Source organism: Georhizobium profundi (assembly GCF_003952725.1).
Classification (GTDB): Bacteria; Pseudomonadota; Alphaproteobacteria; order Rhizobiales; family Rhizobiaceae; genus Georhizobium; species Georhizobium profundi.
Window position 1 is genome coordinate 2,023,519 of record NZ_CP032509.1, and the last position, 21,042, is coordinate 2,044,560.

The following is a 21,042-nucleotide window of genomic DNA, read 5'->3' on the forward strand; positions in this document are numbered from 1 at the left end:
GAACGGCAGATAGCCTCTATCGACACTGCCACTGTCGTCCTCACCGTCTCTCAATTCCGCGTGAGATCAGCCGGCTGGTGTTTACCCGATCGCGCACCCGTGTTCCTTCCGATGTTGGATTGGAACGAAGGAACGTTGCGTGCAGAAACGGCGGGCCACCAAGCGGCTTTCGAAGACCTATCTGGTGACCGGTGCAAGTTCCGGTATCGGACTGGCCATCGTGAGATGCGTCACGGCGGAGGGCCATGACGTCATCGCGACGGGCCGCAGACCGCACGCGTCCTTGCCGGCCGACTATCCCGACATTGCCTATCACAAGCTCGATCTGACGGAGACTGCGTCGCTAAAGCGCTTCATCGACCAGCACGTCGACGGCGTCGATCGAGCGCTGCTCTGCGCCGGCGCAGGATTTTATCGCAGCCTTGCAGAAGAAAACGCGCGCGATGTCGAGCACATCGTATCCATCAACCTCACTGCACAGATCCGGCTTGCGCACGCGCTCTACGCAAAGCTTGCCGCACGCCAGGGGCGCCTGGGCCTGGTAGGCTCAGTCGCACACAAGGGTGCGGCGGCCATGCCGGTCTATGCGGCGACGAAGGCGGCACTCGATGGGTTCGGGCGGGCGCTTGCACTGGAATGGCAGGACCGTGTCGCCGTCCGCGTGTTGCACCCCGGTCCCACAAGCACGGGCATGGCCGAACGCGCCGGGCGTCCAGCAGACTGGCTATCGAAGCTGATGCTGCCACCGAACGCCGTTGCGGAGATGATTATCGACGGGCTTGAAGGTAACCGGGGGTATCGCCAGACGCTTTCCTACGGCCGGTATCTGCCGCGATTGCTTTTGCGAGCGGTACGATGATGCACGTCCTCATCACAGGCGGGGTGAAGGGCCTGGGTCATGCCTGCCTGCGCGCTGCGCTGAACGACGGAGCCCGAATTACCGTCCTGGATGTGGACGCCGACGGTCTGGCGCAATTGCCGGAGAGCGTCGCGGTCATTCGCGCCGATCTGGCTGAGGCAGCCGACCTCAAAGCGGCGGTCGACCGACTGGAAGCCTCAGACCCGTTTGATGTCGTCATCATCAACGCGGGTATCAATGCAACTGGGGCATTCGAAACGCTTTCGGTCGCACAGCAGGCAAGGGTCGTCGCCGTCAACCTCACCGCACCCATGCTGCTCACCACGGCCTTGATTAAGGCCGACAGGATCGCGCGCGGTGGCCGACTCGTTTTCGTCGGCTCGCTCTGCCATTTCGTCTCCTACCCCGGCGCCAGTACCTACGCCGGCACCAAGGACGGCCTCACCGTCTTTGCGCGCAGCCTGCGCCGGCCCTTGCGCCGGTCACTGGGCATCCGGGTTCAGGTGATCGCTCCCGGACCGATGGACACCGACCATGCGACGGAGCACTCGCCGGCGCTGGACAACCGCGGATCGAGGGTCTCTCCCGCCCTTGTCGCCGACGCCATCTGGCGAAGCCGGTCGCGCTTCATGATCGTGCCCGGAATGGCGGCCGGCAGCGCCTCGCTGTTGGGCCGGCTGCTGCCCGGATTGGCGGGCAACATCATGCGGCGGGTGATCTTCGAAAAGCTGCAAGCGCGCGCACTGGCGCCGAGCGATCCGTCGCTATGACGCAGTGCTTACGGCCGACGCAACTGTAACCATCGCGACATTCGATCAAGGAGCCATTGATGACTTCGAACCCGCTTCACATGACACGTCGAGCCTTTGGCCTTGGCGCCGTTGCAACCGCCGGAACATTGCTTTGCGGAATCGGCGCAGCCCATGCGGCCGAAGTGCCGTTTGACGGATCCTGGGAACATCTGACCTTCCGCCGTCTGGAGCCCAATCAGTTCACACCGGGCAACGGCGAACTGCGCGTCGTTGCCGACGGCAGTTCTTCGATCTTCTACCGCATGCTCGAGCCTTCGCTTCATGGAGCGCAAAGGGCAAGCTGGACATGGCAGGTCGACAGCTCGGTACCGCCATCGGACCTGTCCACGATAGGCGCGGACGATCGCAATCTCGGGATGTTCTTTGTCAGCCTCGACCCCGCTGGTGCCGAACGTGTCCGTCCAGGAACCAACATCCGCAGCCTCATGACCAACCGGTCGGCCCGGATTCTCATGTATACCTGGGGCGGAAACACGGCGCCCGGCACCGTCGTGCCGAGCCCTCATGCGCCCGGTCGTCTTCGCAACCTGATCACGCGCCCGGCAGGGACGGGCCGCTTTATGGAAGACATCGATCTTGCGGCAGACTTTCCCAGAGTCTTCGGTCAACCACTCGAACGTCTTGTCGCCGTGGCCATCTCCTCGAACAGCGAAAACACCCCGGCTCGCGTTGAAGCGTTGATTTCTGACTTGACGGTGAGCTAGCCGTCTGACGGCTTTGCGGCCGCTCAGTGACTTAAGCAGCCCGGACCGCGATCTGACGATCGTCAAACGGGCTTCAATCACCAAATTGGCAGCGTTCAATGCTGTGATCGCAGCCAAGAATAAAGGGAGAGAGGCGCTTGCTTTCATTGCGCCTTGGACATGCGTTGCGGTCTAACATTCGATCGGGCATGGAGTGGAATTAAGCCTCGGGGGGACTTGCTCTTCCCAGGGCGGTTCCCAATGAGCGCGATCGGCCAGAACGCTCGGCGTCTCCGGGTCGAACGCACCAACAAACCGTCTAAGCCAAGAGGGTCTTATCACAAGCTCGACGACATCGTTCTTCCGGCGGAACTGCGGCCGATCATAGACCAGCGGCCAACCTATGGATATCGCCGGGTGACGGCATTGCTGAACCGGCAGAGGCGACGGGATGGCCTGCCCACGGTCAACGCCAAGCGCGTGCTCAGTGTCATGCAGCAAAACGGGTTGACACTCCCAAAGCAGACGGCTCTGCGGCCTACCCGCGCCCACGACGGCGTCGTCCTTGCGCTGAGCTCCAACATCCGCTGGTGCTCAGATCATCTGGAGATCTGTTCCCGTAATGGCGAGGTGGTCCGCATTGCGTTCGACATCGATGCCTGCGACCGGGAGATCATCGCCTGGTCAGCCGTGGCCAATGCCGGCATCTCCGGTGAAATGGTCTGTGACTTGATGATCGCGGCGGTCGAACGCCGCTTCAAGACCCTTAAGGTCCCGCGCCGACTGGAATGGCTCTCGGACAATGGCAGCGCCTATATTGCCAGGCAGACCGCGCAGGTCGCCGCTGCCCTCGGCATCAATCTGCTCTTCACCCCGGTTCGAAGTCCGCAGAGTAACGGCATGTCCGAGGCCTTCGTCAAAACACTGAAAAGGGACTACGCCTCGACCGCCATCCTCCCAGACGCCGATACCATCATGGCCTTGCTGCCCGACTGGATCGAGGCCGCACGGGCGGCATGGCCGACGGCGTCATCACAACACCGTCTCATAATTCGCCGGCGGATGGCGGCATCAAGTATATCCCACCGCACGGTGGACCGGCGGGTGCAACGACGACCGGCGCGATCGAAGGCATCGCCAATGAATTCCGGAAGGCCGGCCTGGCGGGTGTCCGCCGCATTCCTTACGAGCGTGCTCTGAGCAAGTCCGCTAACAGACTTTCATGCCAAGGATCGAGATGCTGGACGAGCAAGCAGGCCGTGTCTGGCATTGGCGGAAGTGCATGAAGAAGACCTCGACATGCCTCCAGCCCGCCCGCCGACGCGCCAATTGCGACCACCCGAATGTTGGTTGGGCCCGATCCATTCATGGGGACCGACGCCTGGCTAGCCGCTTGTGACGGCGACGCAGCCTGGTCGGACATGCTCCTAGACATATTTCGGTTGTCCTTTGAGGCTGCCATCCAACGGATGCACAGCGCGACCATAGCACCTTGTCGACGCGGCGCAGTTGCCCCCGTGGCGACCCTCATTGTCATTCGGCGGCTTCTGGGCGCAGTCATCCGTTCGGCGAGATTGACACTGCGAAAGGCATCGGCGGCTGAAAGCCCTTAAGCCGAAGCGCGTTGCCGAGAACAAAAACGCTAGATAACGCCATTGCTCCAGCGGCGAAAACGGGCGATAGCAGCATACCATTAATCGGAAAGAGCGCGCCTGCCGCCACCGGGATCAGGGCGATGTTATAGGCGAAGGCCCAGAACAGGTTCTGCCGGATATTGCCGATCGTCGCCTTCGACAGCGCTATCGCGTTAGGCACGCCCTGGAGACTGCCGGACATCAGGACCACGTCGGCAGCCTCGATCGCAACGTCCGTACCGGTTCCGATCGCTAGGCCGACATCCGCTTCGGCGAGCGCCGGGGCGTCGTTGATCCCGTCGCCGACGAAGGCCAGCCTCCCGTGTTCCGTCTTCAGGCGACGTACTGCGTCGACCTTGCCGTGGGGGAGGACTTCGGCGATGACCTCGTCAATACCGAGGCGGCGGGCGATGGCCTCTGCCGTCCGGCGATTGTCTCCGGTGATCATTGCGACCTTGAGGCCGAGCCGGTGCAAAGCATCAATCGCCGCGGGAGTGCTGGATTTGACCGGGTCGGCGACCGCTAGAACGGCCGCGATCCGCCCGTCGATCGCCGCGTAGATGGGAGACTTACCTTCATCCGCCATTCCGCCGGCGTCCTGCCGAAACCGGTCGGTCGGGAGGCCGAGCTTAGCCATGTACCTGTCTGCACCGATGTCAACGCGCTTCCCTTCCACCATGGAGGTGACTCCGAGGCCCGTTACGGCCTCGAACTGCGAGACTTGCGGAAGAGAAAGCGAGGCCGTCTCGGCGGCGTCGACGATCGCCCTCGCGATGGGGTGTTCCGACTTGGCTTCGACGGCCGCAATGGTTGCCAGCACCACATCCCGGTCAAAACCATCAACGGTCGCGAAGTCAGTCAGAGAAGGCCTGCCCTCGGTCAGAGTGCCGGTCTTATCGAGCGCGACGACGCGTGCTTCCCGCAGGATCTGGAGCGCCTCGCCCCTCCGGAAAAGCACACCCAGCTCGGCCCCTCGGCCTGTGCCAACCATAATTGAAGTAGGCGTGGCGAGGCCCATGGCGCAAGGGCACGCGATGATCAGGACGGCGACCGCGTTGACGAGCGCGAAAGTCAGCGCAGGGTCCGGGCCGAAAATGTACCAGACACCGAACGTGGAGGCTGCGACAGCCATGACGGCCGGTACGAACCACAGCGTCACCTTGTCGACCATCGCCTGTATGGGAAGTTTGGAGCCTTGCGCTTCCTGGACCATCCGGATGATCTGGGCGAGCACTGTCCCGCCTCCAACGGCAGTCGCCTTAATCGACAGCGCGCCAATCTGGTTCACCGTGCCGCCGACGACTTCGCTGCCGGCGGATTTGGAAACCGGCATGGGTTCTCCGGTGATCATCGACTCATCCAAATAGCTTTGGCCGTCCGTAACTTTGCCATCGACGGGCACCCGCTCGCCCGGGCGGACTTCCACGATGTCGCCGGGCACTACTTCGGAGACGTCAAGCTCGAGCACGCGTTCGCCGCGGCGCACGCGCGCGGTCTTCGCCTGAAGGCCGACCAAGCGTTTGATCGCTTCCGACGTGCGGCCTTTCGCGCGCGCCTCGAGAAACCGTCCTAATAGTATGAGGGTTACGATGACCGCAGCGGCTTCGTAATAGACGTTCACAGTCCCCGCTGGCAGCAGACTGGGAGCGAAAGTTGCGACCAGTGAGTAGCCGTAGGCTGCTGCCGTGCCGACGGCGACGAGCGAATTCATATCCGGCGCGGCGCGGAATAGCGCTGGTAGACCCTTATTGTAGAACCGCAAGCCGGGTCCGAAAAGCACGAGCGACGTCAGCGCGAACTGCGCGTACCAAGCGCGGTCCATGCCGATGGTGCCCATGACATAATTGTGTATTGCCGGCACCAAGTGCGAACCCATTTCGAGCGCGAAGACGGGGAGCGTTAAGACAGCCGCGATGATCAAGTCCCGCTTGAGTGCGGTTAGTTCGGCATCTTTGCGGATCTGCGCGTCGCCGGCGACCGACAGCCCGTCGCCAACGACCTCTGCTTCGTAGCCGGCGTCCGACACGGCCGAGACGAGGGCCGCTGGGTCGGCGGTCCCGCGAACGACGGCGCGTTCGGTCGCGAGGTTGACCGCTGCGGACGTGACGCCCGGAACCGTAGCGAGCTTCCGTTCGACGCGGCCGACGCAGGATGCGCAGGTCATGCCTTGAATCGCCAGCTCGACAGAAGCGTTGGGCACCGAGTAGCCTACTTTTTCTAAGGCGCCGATAAGGGAGTGACGGTCGACCGGACGATCGAGACGTATCTCGGCTTTCTCCGTCGCCAGGTTCACCGCGGCCGCGGCGACGCCAGGCACGGCCAACAGTGCCTTTTCGACGCGCCCGACGCATGAAGCGCAACTCATGCCTTCAATCGACAAGGTGAGCGTTGCGACCGTCGGTTGGATGTCTCTTAGAGGAGCATTCATGGGAGGTCGTCCTTTTCATTCAAATTCTGTGGATGCGAAAGGTCGCCTTTCCAGTAACGGGAAGGTCAAGAACCCGCGTGGATTATTTTTCGCTTGACCTTCCTGTGGCTGGAAGCGGGACAACCGGGGCTTCGAATAACAAGAGAAAGGAAATTCGATCATGCAATTTCATATCGAGAACATGACCTGCGGCGGTTGTGCCAACAGCGTAACGAAGGCAATCCAGTCAGTGGACGGCCAGGCAAAGGTCGATGCAGACCCTGTACGGCGGACCGTTACGGTCGAGTCTTCGCAACCGCGCGATGCCTTGATCGCGGTACTCGAGGAAGCGGGGTATCCCGCCTCCAAATAGTCGCGAGCCACTGCCGCTGCGCCACCCGCGGTGGCAGTCCGCTTAACGAAAAATTCGGTCCGGAACTTCAATGGGTGTTCCAAGTTGTTGTGTCACCATGAAGCACGGACCGAAATTGTCGATCTCCTCGAAATTGTCGTTCTTCGTTCTGGTTTTCGCTGTGGCGTTGCTGGCGACATTGCTGCCGGACCGACCTCTTGGTTTCGCTTCTGAACACGGCGACTCGCAGGTGCATGCCGTCGACCATCTAAGCGGCGCGGAGCATTGGGGCGCGAACGATCGGAACTGCTGCCAAACGGCTCATTGCCTTGTTCTTTTCTTGGTGACTGTCTGTCAAGACGGCCCCGCGCCCTTCCAGGGGGTTCCCCCGATGTCGGCCTCGTTGCCGCTGATATCCATTGAAGCCTCCGGCATCGATCCGCCTCCGAAGGCCACGTAGACAGCCCGAATTTTAATCTAACCGATCCAGGAGAAATACCATGAAGATTATCAAGACATTCATTTGCTCTGCCGCCCTCTTCACCGCAACAGCAGGCCTTGCGGTGGCGCAGGACGGGGAGAGCGGATTCCAGCTCCCCGCGCAGTGCACGTCTAGCATGGCGATGGAAAACGGCAGCGATGCCGGCATGTCGGGGAGCGACGACTCGTCGGCCGGTGGTGAAACGCCGGGTATGGGTATGGGTATGGGTATGGAAATGGAATCCATGACCGAAGCCCAGCGCGCCAACATGGAGCGGATGATGGAAACTATGCCTGCTATGCATCAGGGCATGATGAATGAGGACCCGGATATCGCCTTTGCTTGCGGTATGATCGCTCACCATCGAGGAGCGATCGACATGGCCGAGGTGCAGTTGGAATTCGGCGAAGACGAAACGATGCAGGCACTCGCCGAGAAGATCATCAACGACCAGAAGCGGGAGATCGAAGAGATGACGCAATGGTTGGCCGACAACGCCGACTGACTTGAGCCAGGCCGCGCTGTCATCGGCGCGGCCCGGTAATCTCATAACCGGAGAACCAAAATTACCCATCTCATGAGCGCCGAAATGAAGGGCTGCATCAATGCTTGTCTGGACTGCTACAAGACTTGCCTCTCACGGAATCAAAGCACTTTCGGCAGATGGCTGCCTGCTCCGAAATTTGCAGGACATCTGCGCACTTCATGCTCATCAGCAGTGAGCACCATCGGCACGTCTGCCACGAATGCGCGGAGATCTGCACCGAATGCGCCGAAGGCTGCGAACGCATTGGTGGGATGGAGGATTGCGTGGCGACTTGCCGGCGGTGCGCGGAATCCTGTTTGAAGGTGGCGGCATAGCCGGTCCCCTTCAATTGAGTGCGAAAAGAGGAGCTGCCGTTGGCGGCTCCCTGCCTTAAAAGTCATGGTTAGCTCGCCCGGCTTATCCTTGGGCGATGACGGTCCATCAAACCGTATCTGAGACGAGCAATTCGATATCTCCGCCTCCTGCAATCGAACCGAACGCACGACTCTGTGCAAAGATATCGTGGGCACGCTGGTGGCCAATGGCTGCGACGCTGGTTGTCCTTGAAACCAGCAGCTACCTGTTCCTGGCCGACTGGCATGCTGTGGATCGGCTACTGCTCCGGGGGCTTGCCGACCCGTCTGGATCGCCTGCGTTCGAGGGGCGTTCGTGTCGGTGGCCTCAAGCTTCGCGGCGCTCGGTAGTCCTGAAACCGTATTTGTCTTCGCGGCTGCCATGACCCTGTTTTTCGCGTTGTCCGGCCGTTGGATCGACACTGTTCACACCGTCGCTTCGATCGCCGGCGGGCTGCCGTCGGCTACACCGCGACGGCCGTCACCGACTTGCTGCGGCCACACCATGCGCCAGACTCGTCCGAGCTTCTCTACACGAGCTTTCCGAGCGGCCATGCTCTGCTCGCCACACTTCGCTTCGGTGCGGCGACACTTCTGGCGGCGCGCCGATGCAAGCGCCTTCATCTTCGATCGTATCTCGTTGCCACGGCCTGCAGCATTTCGCTGGTCGTCGGCGTGAGCAGGGTCTATCTCGGAGCCCACTGGCCGAGCGACGTGCTCGCCGGCTGGTCGCTCGGGCTGATATGGATCCTCCTGGTCGATGCAGGTCGTGTCCGGCTACATTTTCCGTCGGAGTCCATGAAACGCTCGTCCAAGCCGACTACCGCCTTTCACAGAGGACTACATGTCCTCTTGGTATAGACGCTCGTCCTCCGGCCACCGGCTTTTGATGAACTCCAGTACTGCGTGGATGTCGCGATCGGAAAGGGTGGCTCCGAAGGCCGGCATGTCGCTCTCGTATCCGTTTCCGACAACGGCGGCGGTACCCTCCTTGACGATGAGGAACAGCAACTCGTCGGAATGGTGCCATGTGTGGCCGGAGGCATCGTGGGGCGGGGCGGGCAACCGGCCGTTCTCGCCAGGCGTCTGCCAGGTCGCCTGGCCCTCCAGGTCGGCTCCGTGGCACGCGGCGCAATCGGCGGCATAGACTTCCTGGCCGAGCGCCAGCGTTTCCGATTTGGAAGAGAAGCCGCCCGATAGAAGGTATAGGGCAGCTGCGACCAGGAACGCAACGCCCGCCATGAAAGCCAGCTTCACCGGCGCCCGCCGAAAATGTACTTGCCGAGGGCGACGGCCGCCAGAACCAGGATGACGATGACGAGAAGCCACAAGATGCCCATGCCCCACATCATCCCGCCCATGCCTTCCATCATTCCGTTTGATCCATCCATCATGAATTCAATCCTCTTCAGGCCACCCGGACCACTCCCATCATGCCTGCGGCCTGGTGCTCCAGGACATGGCAATGGAACATCCAGTCCCCCGGATTGTCCGCGACAAAGGCGATTTCGATCTTTTCGCGCGGGGCCATCAATACCGTGTCGCGCCACTCCGGGATCGGGGCTGCGACGCCATTCCGGGAAACCACCCGAAATGAATGGCCGTGCAGGTGCATCGGATGGTGGAATGCAGTGGCGTTCGTCATCTCGACGACGTGGGAGCGATTGCGCTCGAATATGAGCATCGGGTCCATGACATGGCCGGTCGAGGCCTTGCCGTTGATGAACCAGATGCCGCGGCCGCGCATCATCTCCATCATTCCCATCATGCCGCCCGCGGATTGTTCGCCCATACTGCCGCCCATCTCGGCCATGACCATCGCGCCCATCATGCCGCCGTTAAGGATCACCTCATGGCGGATGGCGGATGCCAAGTCGGGCTCGGGCACGGGATTGGCGGCAAGCTCCATCGGCCAGTCGGGTGAGTTCGTCCGCAACGGCGTATCGTCGTAGACGAAGCCCATCAGTTCATAGGCAAAGTCCGGGTAGAATCGATCCACGACGACAGCACGCGTGCCGCGCGCCCCGGTCATGTCGAGTACGACGTCGGCTCGCCCTGCCGGCCCGATGACAACGGTGTCGTCCGCCGGACGATGCGGCGCAGTCGGCTGCCCGTCGAGAGCGACGACCCACGGTTCATGCCCGCCGAACTCAAGGCCGAGGATGCGCGCGTTCGCGGCGTTGACGATGCGAACGCGCACCCGCTCCCCGGCGCGAACGGCGATATCCTCCGGAACGCGACCATTCACCGTGACGGTGTTACCCAGCCTTCCGGCGTGGCTCATGTCGTGGGGATTGTCGAAATCGGCGCTGATCGCCGCCGACCGGTCCAGGCGCCAATCGTCGATCACCCAAACCAATTCCCGATCGACGCGGATCGGCTCGGGCTCCTCTACGACCAGTGCGCCGGAAAGGCCGCGCTCCACCTGAACGTTGCTGCGCGTATGGGGATGATACCAGAACGTGCCGGCGTCCGGCACCTCGAACTCGTAGACGAAGCGCTCGCCGGGCCGGATCGGCGGCTGGTTCAGATGCGGAACGCCGTCCATGGCGTTGGGAATGCGCAGACCGTGCCAGTGGACGGTGGTCTCTTCGGGCAGCCCGTTGTCGACGACGATCCGCAGGCGATCGCCCTGGCCAACCCGGATCTCCGGGCCGGGTACCATGCCGTTATAGCTCCATGTCTCCGTCTCGCCGTAAGGCGCAGAAATTAGCCTACTGCGTCCCGGCGCGACCTTCAGCCGGAATGTCCTCGTTGCTCCGGCCGGGGCGCTTGTAGCAGGCCGCGGCAGCATAAGTCCCGCGGCCGCAGCGGATGCCCCGGACAGAAGCGACCGGCGCGTCAGCAGGTGTGGTCGCTTCTTCGGTCCGACTTGAGGCAAGTCGATCACTCCCCGACGCTCATGAAGATCGTCGGCTCGGCGTCCGCGTCGTCGGAGACGGCGTAAACGTCGTAGTCGGCATCCGGATGCTCGCCCATGCCGAGCGATCCGGCCGGCATTCCGGGAACGGCAAGGCCGGTAATGTCGGGCCGTTCGGTCAAAAGACGCTCGACCGCTTCGAGCGGAACGTGGCCTTCCAGGAAATAGCCCTCGATTGTCGCAGTGTGGCATCCTTCCATGGCTGCGGGCACGCCGGCGTCGGCCTTCACCTGCGACAGATCTTCGAGATCGCGGGTCTGCACCGTGTAGCCGGCTGCCGTCATTGCCTCGGCCCATTCGTGGCAGCAACCGCACCAGGGGTTCTTGAAGACGGTCATGCTGCCCTCGGCGGCGTGCGTCGGTGCAAGCACGAGGATGGATAGAGTGGCTGCCAAGAATGCTATACGGATCTTCATTTCGGTCTCCTTCGTCGGTTGTTTAAGCGGCAGAGCGTCTTTTCGACTGCTCCTGGACAAAGCCTTGTTGGGCGAGGTCTTCGATGATGGGGCATTCGGGCCGGTCGTCGCCGTGGCAGTGCCGCACCAATGTTTCCAGTGTCGCGCGGAGTTCGCCGAGCGTCCGGAGTTTTTCGTCGATTTCTCCCAACTTTGCCGAGACAATAGCTTTCACATCCGCACTTGCCCTGCTCTTGTCACCATAAAGTTCAAGCAACACCCGGCATTCCTCTATCGAAAAGCCAAGTGCACGAGCCCGTTGCACGAATCGCAGAACATGAACGTGATTATCGCTGTAGTCGCGGTATCCGTTGGGCTCGCGGTCTGGAATGACCAATCCGATTTCCTCGTAGTATCGGATCGTCTTGGGGGGCAGACCCGATTGATTGGATGCATGTCCAATATTCATATTATTCCTTCCCCTGGATTCGATCACCCGATCGTGATCATGGTTTCAGTGTCGAATTTGTATGGCGGGACCGTCAAGTTCAGAGGAGCAGGCCCGGCGCGGACCCGTCCCGAAGTGTCGTAATGGGATCCATGGCAGGGACAGAACCAGCCGCCCCAATCGCCGCGTGCGCTTCCGTCCGCTTGCCCGAGTGGGACGCATCCGAGATGGGTGCAGACCCCGATGACGACCAGCCATTGAGGGTCCAGCGTGCGGGCTTCATCACGTTCTGGATCCTTAAGGTCTTCCATCGGAACAGAACGCGCCTCCTGAATGGCCTCGGGCGTGCGATAGTCCACGAAGATCGGCCGGCCGCGCCACTGAAAGGTAACGCGCTGACCCGGCTCGATCCCAGCGAGATCAATGTCAACCGAACTGACGGCAAGCACATCGGCGGAGGGCCGCATCTGGTCGATGAACGGCCAGATCGTCACGGCCGTTCCAACGCCCCCGTCATGGCGGTGGCGAGGTAAAGAAAGTCCCGCCGCGTCGGTTCGATTGGAAGTGACATGGAAGTTGTCGTCATCTCAAGGCTCCCCTTAAAGCTTCACCGTCCTCAACCGCAGCGCGTTGGCGATGACGGAGACCGAAGACAAGCTCATTGCGGCGGCGGCAATCATTGGCGATAGGAGCACGCCGAAGACCGGGTAGAGAACGCCGGCCGCAACCGGTACGCCGAGCGCATTATACACGAACGCGAAGAACAGATTCTGCTTGATGTTACGGATCGTGGCGCGGGAGAGGTGTCGCGCCCGAACAATGCCTGTCAGATCGCCCTTGACCAGCGTGATGCCCGCGCTCTCGACGGCCACGTCGGCGCCCGTTCCCATCGCTATCCCGACATCGGCGGCAGCGAGCGCCGGCGCATCATTGACCCCGTCGCCGGCCATCGCGACTTGCGCGCCGTTGCGGCGGAGTTCGTCGACGAGATACTTCTTGCCTTCGGGGAGGATTCCGGCCCGCACGTCGTCGATGCCGAGTGTCGCCGCGACGGCTGCTGCGGTCCGCTCGTTGTCGCCCGTCGCCATGATGATCCTGAGGCCACTGTCGTGCAGCGCCCTGATCGCCGCAGCCGTCGTTTCCTTGACCGGATCGGCGACGGCGACGATGCCGGCAAGCCGGCCGTCAGCTGCGACGAACATCGGCGTCTTGCCCTCCGACGCAAGGCGGTCGGCGTCGGCGGCAAGCGGCGACCGATCGATCGACAGGTCGTCCATCATCGCGGCATTGCCGAGTGCGACCGTCCGGCCCTCGACTAGGCCCTTCACACCCTTCCCCGTCACCGCCTCGAAGTCGCTTGCGGCCGGGATCAGCACGCCGCGCTCCTTTGCTCCGGCAACGATCGCTTCAGCGAGCGGATGCTCCGAACCGCGTTCCAGGCCTGCGGCCAGCCGCAGCAGGTCGTCCTCAGAAATGCCTTGCGCGGTCACCAGGTCGGTCAGGTTCGGTCGGCCCTCGGTTAGGGTTCCGGTCTTGTCGACGATCAGCGTGTCCACCTTGGCGAACCGCTCCAACGCTTCTGCATCCTTGATCAGCACGCCCGCTTGCGCGCCGCGGCCTGTCGCCGTCATGATTGACATCGGCGTCGCAAGGCCAAGCGCGCAGGGACAGGCGATAATGAGGACCGAGACAGCTGAGACAAACGCGAAGATCATGCTCGGCGACGGGCCAGCAACCGCCCAAACGATGAAGGCGATGACTGCGATCACGACGACGGTGGGAACGAAGTAAAACGACACCCGGTCAGCGAGGCCCTGGATCGGCGCGCGCGAGCGCTGTGCCTTCGCCACCATCTCGACGATGCGCGACAACATGGTTTCGGAACCGACGCGTTCGGCATCCATCACCAACGTGCCGTTCTTGTTCAGCGTGCCGCCGGTCAGTGGGTCGCCTGCGACCTTCTCGACGGGCACCGGCTCGCCAGAGATCATCGACTCGTCGACTGAGGAGCGGCCTTCGACCACCTTGCCGTCGACGGGCACGCTGTCGCCCGGCCGGATCCGCAGCCTGTCGCCGCCGACGACGGCGTCGAGCGGCACCTCCTCCTCGTCGCCGTCGTCCCTGATCCGGAGCGCTGTCTTCGGCGCGAGGTCGAGCAACGCCCTGATCGCCGAGCCGGTGCGCTCACGGGCGCGCAATTCCAGCACCTGCCCGAGGAAGACCAAGGTGATGATGACCGCGGCTGCCTCGTAGTAGACTGGCACCTGGCCACCGTGCATGCGAAAGGACGCTGGGAAGGCGCCGGGGAAAAAAGTCGCAACCACGCTATACAGATAGGCGGCGCCGACGCCGAGACCGATCAGCGTCCACATATTCGGGCTGCGGTTGACGAAAGATTGCCGGGCCCGGGCGAAGAATGGCAGGGCGGCCCACAGCACAACGGGCGTGGCTAGGAAGAACTCGATCCAGATGGCCGTTTGGTGGCCCATCCAGTCGCGAAACGGCAGTCCAACCATCGGTCCCATGGTGATCGCAATTAGCGGGACCGAAAGGGCGGCGCTGACCCAGAACCGGCGCGTGAAGTCGACAAGTTCCGGATTGGGACCCTCGTCGCCGGTCGGCACGCCCATGGGTTCCAACGCCATGCCGCAGATGGGGCAGGAGCCTGGCGCGTCCCGGACGATCTCCGGGTGCATAGGGCAGGTGTACTGCGTACCTTCCGGCATCGGTGCGGCCTTCCCGCTTTGCAAGTAATGCGCCGGATTGGCTTGGAATTTGTCGTGACAGGTCTTTGAGCAGAAGAAGTGCTGCAAGCTGTCACGATTGACCACGTACGGCGATGCGGCGCGCTCAATGATCATGCCGCAGACCGGATCCTCGGCCGTGAGATACGCCTGCGGATCGTCGGAGAATTTCGTTTGGCAAAGGTCACTGCAGAAACAGTATGTGTGTTCGTCGTACAATACCGATCGCGCATCGGAAAATTTATCTGTACGCATTCCACAGACAGGGTCTCGGTGAACGAGAGGGACTTGTTCTGAAACCGGCTTTTCCATCGGCGTTCTCCTATCGGCCAACCCGTTCTGCAGGTTCCACCTGCAGGAATGTCAAGCCCCGAATTCGCTTACTCTGCAGCTCCTTCGGCCACTATCCGCTTTGATCTCATAATGCTGCTCTTGAAACGCATCGCCGGCCTCTCAACCAGGGTCCATGACAGTACGCCCGCAAGCGTCACGAGCGACAGAGAGGTTAAGACGAGCCAGGCCACCGCCATGTCTGGCCAGATAGCTGCCACAACCTGCTGAACCGCCCAACCGTAAATGTACACGCCATATGAAATGTCTGTCCTCTGGCTCCAGTGGGTGATCTGGCCGTATGTATAGAAGCCGACCCCGACCACCACCGACACGGAAATCGCTGTGGCAGCGATTATACCTCCTGGTTGGTCATTGATGAGTGCGCCGAACGCAATTGCGATGGGAAGAAACACCGGCGACCGCCAAATTTGGTCTCGAAGCCGATAGAGCAAAACACCTGAAAGAAAACAGGCAGCGAACCGAACAATATGTGGGGCGCTTGAATGGACGTAGTCGAAGAGACCAGCTTCGCCGACAAGCGATAGAACGCCCAACCCAATCAGAAGCGAACCAATCTGATGGACCCTGTTCAGGCTGCCCCAGACCGAAAGCACGGCAAAGGTCAGGTATGCAAGCAGTTCGTATTCGATGGTCCAAAATGGGACGTTGACAGTCCCCGCCATTGCAGCGCTCGAAAATACGCCAAGCGGCGGAGTCGCGTTATCAAAAAACAGGGGCACCGTGATTGGATAGAGGAGTGTGGCCGGATCTGAAAAATAATCAGTGACACCTGCGCTAGTGAAAAAAGGACCGATCAAAACGCTGAAGACGAATCCAAACCCGATAAGGGCAGGAAATATCCGCAAACCCCGCTTCATCAAAAATCTTAGGCCATTTGAATCAAGCTCCCAGCTTCGTGCGAGTGTCAGGCCTGAAATAACGAAGAAGACACCTACCGCCTGCTGTCCCAGATTAAATGCCAGCCATGTGTCCAACGGTTCAAGTGCATCATCGCCGGCCAGAATTGGGTAGCTGTGGGAGACGATGACGGCAAATGCAGCGATAAGCCTGACGAGATTGAGCGAGTTGCGTCCGGGTTGCAGATGGTCCTGGATCATTGTGCTTCGCCTTCGGATGGCGTCCGGCGCATCGACGCCGGACGCCGCTTCAGGTTTATTTCAGCTGGTTCGAATAGCCGATTGGTCCACGATTTCCGTTGAGCGTGGCGTCGTGGCTGCTTTCTGGTTGCTCCACGATCCCGGGCGTGCCGTGCACATCAACCTGATTACGAGGGGATCGGAACCCGTTGTAAAAATAAGTATTGAGCTCCCTGTTGCTGTCCGTGATGGAAATAGTCGTCATTCCAGACTGAAGTTCAGGGGCACTGACCGCTGCGCGTTCGTTAGCGATGGCTCCGGTGGCCATAACGGCCGCGAAGACTAATGATATAATTACACGCATTTTATTTGTCCTATTTGGATTCTTTTGTTTTTACTGAATATCGACGATCGTAAGCTTGCCGCGCACACGATCGGCTACAAAAAGGATCTCGGAACCTTCGCTCATTTGCTCCAGCATTGCCGGATCAGCGACGTTGAAGACCATGGTCATCGCCGGCATGTCGAGGTTCGCCAACTCTTCGTGGATAACAGTCACCTTTTCCTGGTCAGCTTTGATTTCCTTCACGGTGCCACGCGTGAATTCCTGTGCGTGTGCGGTGAAGCTTACGGCGGAGAAGATTGTCGCCGCAGTCAAAAGTGCCTTGATATTGGTCATGTTCTTTTTCCTTTTGGATCAATTGGCGGCATTGCCGTCGATGACTTCGACAGCGGCATGCATGCCGGATTCGTAGTGTCCAGGGATCAAACAAGCGAACTCGAACGTCCCTTCGTTTGTGAAGGTCCAGACGATTTCGCCGTTTGCGCCAGGAGCAAGGCGGGCTGAGTTGGGATCATCGTGCTCCATCTCTGGGAAACGCTGCATAACTTCCTTGTGCTCCTGGTTTTTCGCCGGATCGTCGAGGACGAATTCGTGATCGAGAGCTCCGTCGTTAGCCAGAGCGAAGCGGATGGTTTCGCCGCGACTGACTTCAAGGGAAGCTGGCTCGAATAGCATTTGGCCATCATCTGTTTCATGCATGCGGATCTCGACTGTGCGATCCACTTGAGCGGCGTTTCCCGGCTTGCCGACCGCCATTTCGTCATGGTCTCCGGAATGACCGGGGCCGGCATTGGCGGCGGTGGCTGCGAGCAGAACGAGGCCTGCGGCTGCGACTGTTTTGATGTTCAAGTTTAAGCTCCTTGCTTGGTTGAGTAGGTGTTGCCTCAAACGTCCCTGTCAGCCATGGTCCCCATGGCCGCTTGTTTTCGCAGGCATTGTCGGAACCTGCGTGTTTGCGTCCGTGGCCTTGGCTGTGTCGGGCAGCGCGCCCGTCCACTCATAGGCGACGGTTCCTTCCGGATGCGCGTAGTCGCCCGGATCGGAGTAATCGTCGGCCGCGATACCCTCGCGAACTTTCACGACCGAAAACATCCCGCCCATCTCGATCGGGCCGAACTGGCCCCATCCGGTCATCATCGGGATCGTATTGTCGGGAAGCGGCATGGACATTGTTCCCATGTCGGCCATACCGGCCGTCCCCATGGGCATGTATTCCGGCTGCAGCTGCCGGATTTTCGGGGTAACCCTCGACTTATCCACGCCGATAAAGGTCGGGATGTCATGACCCATAGCGTTCATTGTGTGGTGCGACTTATGGCAGTGGATCGCCCAGTCGCCTTCATACACGGCGTCGAACTCGTAGGCCCGCATCGCGCCCACGGGGATATCAATCGAAACCTCAGGCCACCGCGCTTCGGGTCTGGTCCAACCGCCGTCGGTGCACGTCACCTCGAAATCATAACCGTGCATGTGGATCGGATGGTTGGTCATCGTCAGATTGCCGACGCGCACCCGGACCCGGTCATTCTTTGAAACGACTAACGGGTCAATGTCAGGAAAAACGCGGCTGTTCCAACACCAGAGATTGAAGTCGGTCATCTCCATGACGCGCGGGACATAAGTTCCGGGATCGATATCGAATGCGTTGAGGAGGAAAACGAAATCCCGATCGACCCGCATGAACTCTGGGTCCTTTGGGTGAACGACGAAAAAACCCATCATGCCCATGGCCATCTGGACCATCTCGTCCCCGTGCGGGTGGTACATAAAGGTACCACTCTTCACGAGATCGAACTCGTAGACGAACGTTTTGCCAGCCGGGATACCGGGCTGGGTCAGCCCGGTCACACCGTCCATTCCGTTTGGCAAAATCATGCCATGCCAATGGATCGTGGTGTGTTCGGGCAGTTTGTTGGTCACGAAAATGCGGACGCGGTCGCCCTCGACGGCCTCGATTGTTGGACCAGGAGATTGACCATTGTAGCCCCAAAGATAGGCGGTCATCCCTTCGCCCATCTCGCGTTCCACCGGTTCGGCGACCAGGTGGAACTCCTTAACGCCGTTGTTCACCCTATGCGGCAGGGTCCAGCCATTGATTGTCACAACCGGCTGGTAGTCTGGCCCGCTCGTTGGGCGCACCGGCGCTTGCGTCGTCGCAGACTCCATGACGGGAGCCTCAGGCAGGGACATGGCCGATGTTTTCGACCATGCAGCTGATGAAACGAGAGCCGCACTGGCTCCAAGCATCTGTCTTCTATTAAACATTGGAGATCTCCATTAGTGTCCGCCGCCGCCCTCGGCCTCGGCGGCTTCACCGCCGCCAGCGCCGGCAGCCATCGCTGATCCACCGCCGTAGACGGTCGGAGCGAGATTAGCTTCCGCCAGCCAAAAAGCTCTTTTGGCATCGAGGGAAAGCATGATTGAGTTGATCTTGGCGCGCGTGTCCGCCAGCAATTCGAAAGTGCTCGTAATCATGCCGTTGTAGGTAAGAAGCGATTCCTCTTCGATTGTCGTACGCAACGGAAGAACGTTATTTCTGTAATGCCTAGCGATATCGTAGGATGATCGGTAGGCATCGTACGCCGCCCTTGCTTCGGAACGAACGTTCACCGCTTTTTCCGCTAGAAGGTTTGCCGCACGCATGTAATTGAGCTCGGCCTGACGTTTTCGCGCTTTGCCCGTGTCGAAGATCGGAATAACGAATTCGATTTCGGCTTGGCCGGACGTTGAGACCTCCTCTTCGCCATCCTCGATCTCGCGCTCCGTCTCGAACCCGGCCACGAGACCGAGATCCGTGACGTAGCGCGTCGCTTCCGTCAGACCGTATTGCTTTGCCATAGCCTCGAGTTCGATAGAGGCAACCTGCAAATCAGCGCGATGCCTCAGGGCATCAGCCTCGATTGTACTTTTCTCGGGCAGGGATCCAGGAAGATCTGGTAGGCGGTTTGGGACTTCGTATTCTAGATCATCACCCCAAAGACCCATCAGCCTGGAGAGACGTTCCTTGGCCTGCCTTGCCTCCATTCGTGCCTGCGCCGTTTGACCCGCGAGCTCGGCGTAAAAAACGTGCTCGCGTGCCTGTCCCGACTTTGACAAGGCGCCGCTGTCGCCAAGTCGGGCGGCGAGTTCTGACGCCGCGTCGGCCGCCGCTTTGGATTGATTGAGATAGCCAACCCGTTCCCAAGCGGCAGCAGCCTCGATCCACGCTCGCCTGGTCTCAGCCGCAAGGCTGAGTGTCGCGAGGGCGGCATTGAGCTGGGCTTCACGAAACTCCGTCTCGGCGAGATCAATGCGCCGTCCCCGCGTTATCAATGCGAAGATATTATTGACGATCATGCCTTCTACGGCGCGAAACGCTTCGAGTTCGGGGGTCCCTATTCCGAGGACGCCAATCGAGGCGACGGGATTCTCGAACATGGACTCTTGCCAGACCTCCGTCGCGGAGAGGCCGAGATCGGCATATGCGGCCTGTAGCCCCTTGTTGTTGAGAAGCGCGACCTGTACTGCCGTATCGGCGTTGATCGTCTTGTTATGGACCATGTCGCGCACTTGTCTTGCGACAGTTTCAGCTGTCTGTCTGTCTTGAATCCAAACAGATTGCTTTCCACTCGCGGCCTGTGTCGTGGCCTGCACGGACGAAAAGCCAGCAAAAGCGTTGCTATATACGCCTTCTTTTGCAGTTGCCGCACACCCCCCGAGAAAAACCGGCAAAATCAGAATTGCGACTTTATTGGTAACAGTCCGCGTCATGAGTTACCTCCAGGCGCTTGGGCATCATTGGAGTTGCGCCAAGGTCTGGGATCAGTCGCGACCCGATGTGTGTAGTCGCCAATGGCATTGTGATGATGCAGTGGCTGGACGGCGTACGCCGACGCTGGCGAGAGAGCCGCCGTGACCTCAGGCGGCGTCGTGGCAGCGCATCCGCTCACGACGAGCGGAAGCGCAGCCAGCGCTATGGTCAGTTTCATGAAGATTACCCCGATACAGAATTCGATTGCTCCTCAACAGCACAGGTTGGGGAGATAAAGCCTACGACAGGCTGAATTCAGATCAGGAGTTCGGGGGGCGGTGTGGATTGACCCATTCACCGGCAGCTATGCCAGAATTCATGACGGCATGCCGCACCGACAGAGGTTTCGCCATCACCAGATCTATCGATACCGTGATAAATCCAGACGACGTGCAAAAGAGATCGCAACACTCTGCAGCGGCCGAAGTGCCGTCGACTGTGTTTTGCTCAGAAGCAGACACGCGGGATTGATCGTGCATATCGGGTAACGGCTCACTTGCGTGATGATCACCGTGTGCACCATCGTTCTGGAGCTGAGCATGATGACCCACGCCATCACTCTGGGCCATCAGGGCGGCGCTAGCCGTCTGAACAAATGGGCTCGCGATAATAATCAGCGCAACCAGCAGTTTCACTGCCAGTCCTAACGCGCTGATTTTTGCAAACCTCGAATCACCCATGATCAGACTTATGCCGCCCGATTTGGAACGGGTCAAGCGATAGTTGGATGCTGCAATTGGGATGATTCCAGTGATGGGAGTGTTTATCCAAATCGATTTTCGCGTAAACAGTATCGCGAAATAGATAAACCATTTTCTCTGACCAAATGTGATGGATCTGCCGAACATCATTTATCAATTGTATC

The 21,042-nt window shown here is 60.3% G+C and carries 22 protein-coding genes and 3 pseudogenes; 9 read left to right on the forward strand and 16 right to left on the reverse strand.

Translation table 11 applies throughout. The features are described 5' to 3' along the window. Positions 1 to 139 precede the first annotated feature (139 nt). The 5 genes and pseudogenes from D5400_RS09460 (at position 140) to D5400_RS21525 (ending at position 3,640) form a co-directional block, all read left to right on the forward strand. Positions 140 to 859 (forward strand): SDR family NAD(P)-dependent oxidoreductase, encoded by a 720-nt coding sequence (locus tag D5400_RS09460; protein ID WP_164527838.1) that lies wholly within the window; start codon positions 140 to 142, stop codon positions 857 to 859. Further along, entirely contained in the window at positions 856 to 1,629 is a 774-nt protein-coding gene (locus D5400_RS09465; RefSeq protein WP_126009789.1) for an SDR family NAD(P)-dependent oxidoreductase, read from the forward strand. Before D5400_RS09460 ends, D5400_RS09465 begins: the two co-directional genes overlap by 4 nt. A 59-nt stretch (positions 1,630 to 1,688) precedes the next feature. Continuing rightward, a complete protein-coding gene (locus D5400_RS09470) occupies positions 1,689 to 2,375 on the forward strand; it encodes a DUF3047 domain-containing protein (protein ID WP_126009790.1) in 687 nt (228 codons plus the stop codon). A gap of 228 nt (positions 2,376 to 2,603) precedes the next feature. Beyond that, positions 2,604 to 3,377: pseudogene (locus D5400_RS09475) on the forward strand (DDE-type integrase/transposase/recombinase); the annotation flags it as partial. Beyond that, positions 3,371 to 3,640 (forward strand): hypothetical protein, encoded by a 270-nt coding sequence (locus D5400_RS21525; RefSeq protein ID WP_126009792.1) that lies wholly within the window; start codon positions 3,371 to 3,373, stop codon positions 3,638 to 3,640. The pseudogene D5400_RS09475 and the gene D5400_RS21525, both read left to right, overlap by 7 nt. On the opposite strand, the gene D5400_RS21785 is transcribed toward D5400_RS21525, so the two are convergent. After that, positions 3,538 to 3,915 (reverse strand): chemotaxis protein CheB, encoded by a 378-nt coding sequence (locus D5400_RS21785; protein ID WP_126009793.1) that lies wholly within the window; start codon positions 3,913 to 3,915, stop codon positions 3,538 to 3,540. The two genes, D5400_RS21525 and D5400_RS21785, sit on opposite strands and share 103 nt — an antisense overlap. Next, on the reverse strand, positions 3,912 to 6,416 hold the full coding sequence (locus D5400_RS09490; protein WP_126009794.1) for a heavy metal translocating P-type ATPase: 2,505 nt from the start codon (positions 6,414 to 6,416) through the stop codon (positions 3,912 to 3,914). The genes D5400_RS21785 and D5400_RS09490 overlap by 4 nt, the downstream gene beginning before the upstream one ends. Positions 6,417 to 6,576: 160 nt before the next feature. Here D5400_RS09490 and D5400_RS09495 point away from each other — a divergent pair, with 160 nt between their 5' ends. From D5400_RS09495 to D5400_RS21845, 4 genes and pseudogenes are all read left to right on the forward strand, one after another. After that, on the forward strand, positions 6,577 to 6,768 hold the full coding sequence (locus D5400_RS09495) for a heavy-metal-associated domain-containing protein (RefSeq protein ID WP_126009795.1): 192 nt from the start codon (positions 6,577 to 6,579) through the stop codon (positions 6,766 to 6,768). Positions 6,769 to 7,247: 479 nt separating this feature from the next. Then, positions 7,248 to 7,733 (forward strand): CopM family metallochaperone, encoded by a 486-nt coding sequence (copM, locus tag D5400_RS09500; RefSeq protein WP_126009796.1) that lies wholly within the window; start codon positions 7,248 to 7,250, stop codon positions 7,731 to 7,733. A gap of 84 nt (positions 7,734 to 7,817) precedes the next feature. Beyond that, a pseudogene (locus D5400_RS21535) lies at positions 7,818 to 8,089 on the forward strand (four-helix bundle copper-binding protein). A gap of 507 nt (positions 8,090 to 8,596) precedes the next feature. Then, positions 8,597 to 8,968 (forward strand): phosphatase PAP2 family protein, encoded by a 372-nt coding sequence (locus D5400_RS21845; RefSeq protein WP_164527840.1) that lies wholly within the window; start codon positions 8,597 to 8,599, stop codon positions 8,966 to 8,968. Here the strand turns inward: D5400_RS21845 and D5400_RS09515 are convergent. The 14 genes and pseudogenes from D5400_RS09515 to D5400_RS09580 all read right to left on the reverse strand — a co-directional run bounded on the left by D5400_RS09515 (position 8,948) and on the right by D5400_RS09580 (position 21,028). Beyond that, a complete protein-coding gene (locus D5400_RS09515) occupies positions 8,948 to 9,364 on the reverse strand; it encodes a c-type cytochrome (RefSeq protein ID WP_245451496.1) in 417 nt (138 codons plus the stop codon). The two genes, D5400_RS21845 and D5400_RS09515, sit on opposite strands and share 21 nt — an antisense overlap. Beyond that, the gene (locus tag D5400_RS21105; RefSeq protein ID WP_164527841.1) at positions 9,361 to 9,501 is read right to left on the reverse strand and encodes a hypothetical protein; all 141 of its coding nucleotides are present in this window, start codon (positions 9,499 to 9,501) and stop codon (positions 9,361 to 9,363) included. Before D5400_RS21105 ends, D5400_RS09515 begins: the two co-directional genes overlap by 4 nt. Before the next feature lie 14 nt (positions 9,502 to 9,515). Next, a complete protein-coding gene (locus D5400_RS09520; RefSeq protein ID WP_245451497.1) occupies positions 9,516 to 10,772 on the reverse strand; it encodes a multicopper oxidase family protein in 1,257 nt (418 codons plus the stop codon). Between the two features lie 221 nt (positions 10,773 to 10,993). Then, the gene (locus D5400_RS09525; protein ID WP_126009797.1) at positions 10,994 to 11,443 is read right to left on the reverse strand and encodes a DUF411 domain-containing protein; all 450 of its coding nucleotides are present in this window, start codon (positions 11,441 to 11,443) and stop codon (positions 10,994 to 10,996) included. A 22-nt stretch (positions 11,444 to 11,465) separates the two neighbouring features. Next, the gene (cueR, locus tag D5400_RS09530) at positions 11,466 to 11,891 is read right to left on the reverse strand and encodes a Cu(I)-responsive transcriptional regulator (RefSeq protein ID WP_126009798.1); all 426 of its coding nucleotides are present in this window, start codon (positions 11,889 to 11,891) and stop codon (positions 11,466 to 11,468) included. Positions 11,892 to 11,914: 23 nt separating this feature from the next. Continuing rightward, positions 11,915 to 12,456 (reverse strand): annotated as a pseudogene (gene petA / locus D5400_RS09535) (ubiquinol-cytochrome c reductase iron-sulfur subunit). A gap of 13 nt (positions 12,457 to 12,469) precedes the next feature. After that, entirely contained in the window at positions 12,470 to 14,926 is a 2,457-nt protein-coding gene (locus D5400_RS09540) for a heavy metal translocating P-type ATPase (protein ID WP_126009799.1), read from the reverse strand. A 68-nt stretch (positions 14,927 to 14,994) separates the two neighbouring features. After that, positions 14,995 to 16,065 (reverse strand): acyltransferase family protein, encoded by a 1,071-nt coding sequence (locus tag D5400_RS09545; RefSeq protein WP_126009800.1) that lies wholly within the window; start codon positions 16,063 to 16,065, stop codon positions 14,995 to 14,997. A gap of 55 nt (positions 16,066 to 16,120) precedes the next feature. Then, a complete protein-coding gene (locus tag D5400_RS09550) occupies positions 16,121 to 16,408 on the reverse strand; it encodes a hypothetical protein (protein ID WP_126009801.1) in 288 nt (95 codons plus the stop codon). A 30-nt stretch (positions 16,409 to 16,438) separates the two neighbouring features. After that, a complete protein-coding gene (locus D5400_RS09555; RefSeq protein WP_126009802.1) occupies positions 16,439 to 16,723 on the reverse strand; it encodes a copper-binding protein in 285 nt (94 codons plus the stop codon). A gap of 18 nt (positions 16,724 to 16,741) precedes the next feature. Further along, entirely contained in the window at positions 16,742 to 17,230 is a 489-nt protein-coding gene (locus D5400_RS09560) for a cupredoxin domain-containing protein (protein ID WP_425364922.1), read from the reverse strand. A 54-nt stretch (positions 17,231 to 17,284) separates the two neighbouring features. After that, complete coding sequence (locus D5400_RS09565; RefSeq protein ID WP_126009804.1) at positions 17,285 to 18,652, reverse strand: multicopper oxidase family protein; 1,368 nt, start codon at positions 18,650 to 18,652, stop codon at positions 17,285 to 17,287. 12 nt (positions 18,653 to 18,664) lie between these two features. Beyond that, positions 18,665 to 20,137 carry a TolC family protein gene (locus D5400_RS09570; protein WP_126009805.1) on the reverse strand — a complete coding sequence of 491 codons (1,473 nt, stop codon included), beginning with the start codon at positions 20,135 to 20,137 and terminating at the stop codon, positions 18,665 to 18,667. Between the two features lie 300 nt (positions 20,138 to 20,437). After that, entirely contained in the window at positions 20,438 to 21,028 is a 591-nt protein-coding gene (locus D5400_RS09580) for a hypothetical protein (protein WP_126009807.1), read from the reverse strand. Positions 21,029 to 21,042: the final 14 nt, after the last annotated feature.

Coding starts and splice junctions, on each gene's coding strand:
- D5400_RS09465 (WP_126009789.1), top strand. CDS start 856: ATGATGCACGTCCTCATCACAGGCGGGGTGAAGGGCCTGGGTCATGCC.
- D5400_RS09470 (WP_126009790.1), top strand. CDS start 1,689: ATGACTTCGAACCCGCTTCACATGACACGTCGAGCCTTTGGCCTTGGC.
- D5400_RS21525 (WP_126009792.1), top strand. CDS start 3,371: ATGGCCGACGGCGTCATCACAACACCGTCTCATAATTCGCCGGCGGAT.
- D5400_RS21785 (WP_126009793.1), bottom strand. CDS start 3,915: ATGACTGCGCCCAGAAGCCGCCGAATGACAATGAGGGTCGCCACGGGG.
- D5400_RS09490 (WP_126009794.1), bottom strand. CDS start 6,416: ATGAATGCTCCTCTAAGAGACATCCAACCGACGGTCGCAACGCTCACC.
- D5400_RS09495 (WP_126009795.1), top strand. CDS start 6,577: ATGCAATTTCATATCGAGAACATGACCTGCGGCGGTTGTGCCAACAGC.
- copM (WP_126009796.1), top strand. CDS start 7,248: ATGAAGATTATCAAGACATTCATTTGCTCTGCCGCCCTCTTCACCGCA.
- D5400_RS21105 (WP_164527841.1), bottom strand. CDS start 9,501: ATGATGGATGGATCAAACGGAATGATGGAAGGCATGGGCGGGATGATG.
- D5400_RS09520 (WP_245451497.1), bottom strand. CDS start 10,772: ATGGTACCCGGCCCGGAGATCCGGGTTGGCCAGGGCGATCGCCTGCGG.
- D5400_RS09525 (WP_126009797.1), bottom strand. CDS start 11,443: ATGAAGATCCGTATAGCATTCTTGGCAGCCACTCTATCCATCCTCGTG.
- cueR (WP_126009798.1), bottom strand. CDS start 11,891: ATGAATATTGGACATGCATCCAATCAATCGGGTCTGCCCCCCAAGACG.
- D5400_RS09540 (WP_126009799.1), bottom strand. CDS start 14,926: ATGGAAAAGCCGGTTTCAGAACAAGTCCCTCTCGTTCACCGAGACCCT.
- D5400_RS09545 (WP_126009800.1), bottom strand. CDS start 16,065: ATGATCCAGGACCATCTGCAACCCGGACGCAACTCGCTCAATCTCGTC.
- D5400_RS09550 (WP_126009801.1), bottom strand. CDS start 16,408: ATGCGTGTAATTATATCATTAGTCTTCGCGGCCGTTATGGCCACCGGA.
- D5400_RS09555 (WP_126009802.1), bottom strand. CDS start 16,723: ATGACCAATATCAAGGCACTTTTGACTGCGGCGACAATCTTCTCCGCC.
- D5400_RS09565 (WP_126009804.1), bottom strand. CDS start 18,652: ATGTTTAATAGAAGACAGATGCTTGGAGCCAGTGCGGCTCTCGTTTCA.
- D5400_RS09570 (WP_126009805.1), bottom strand. CDS start 20,137: ATGACGCGGACTGTTACCAATAAAGTCGCAATTCTGATTTTGCCGGTT.
- D5400_RS09580 (WP_126009807.1), bottom strand. CDS start 21,028: ATGATGTTCGGCAGATCCATCACATTTGGTCAGAGAAAATGGTTTATC.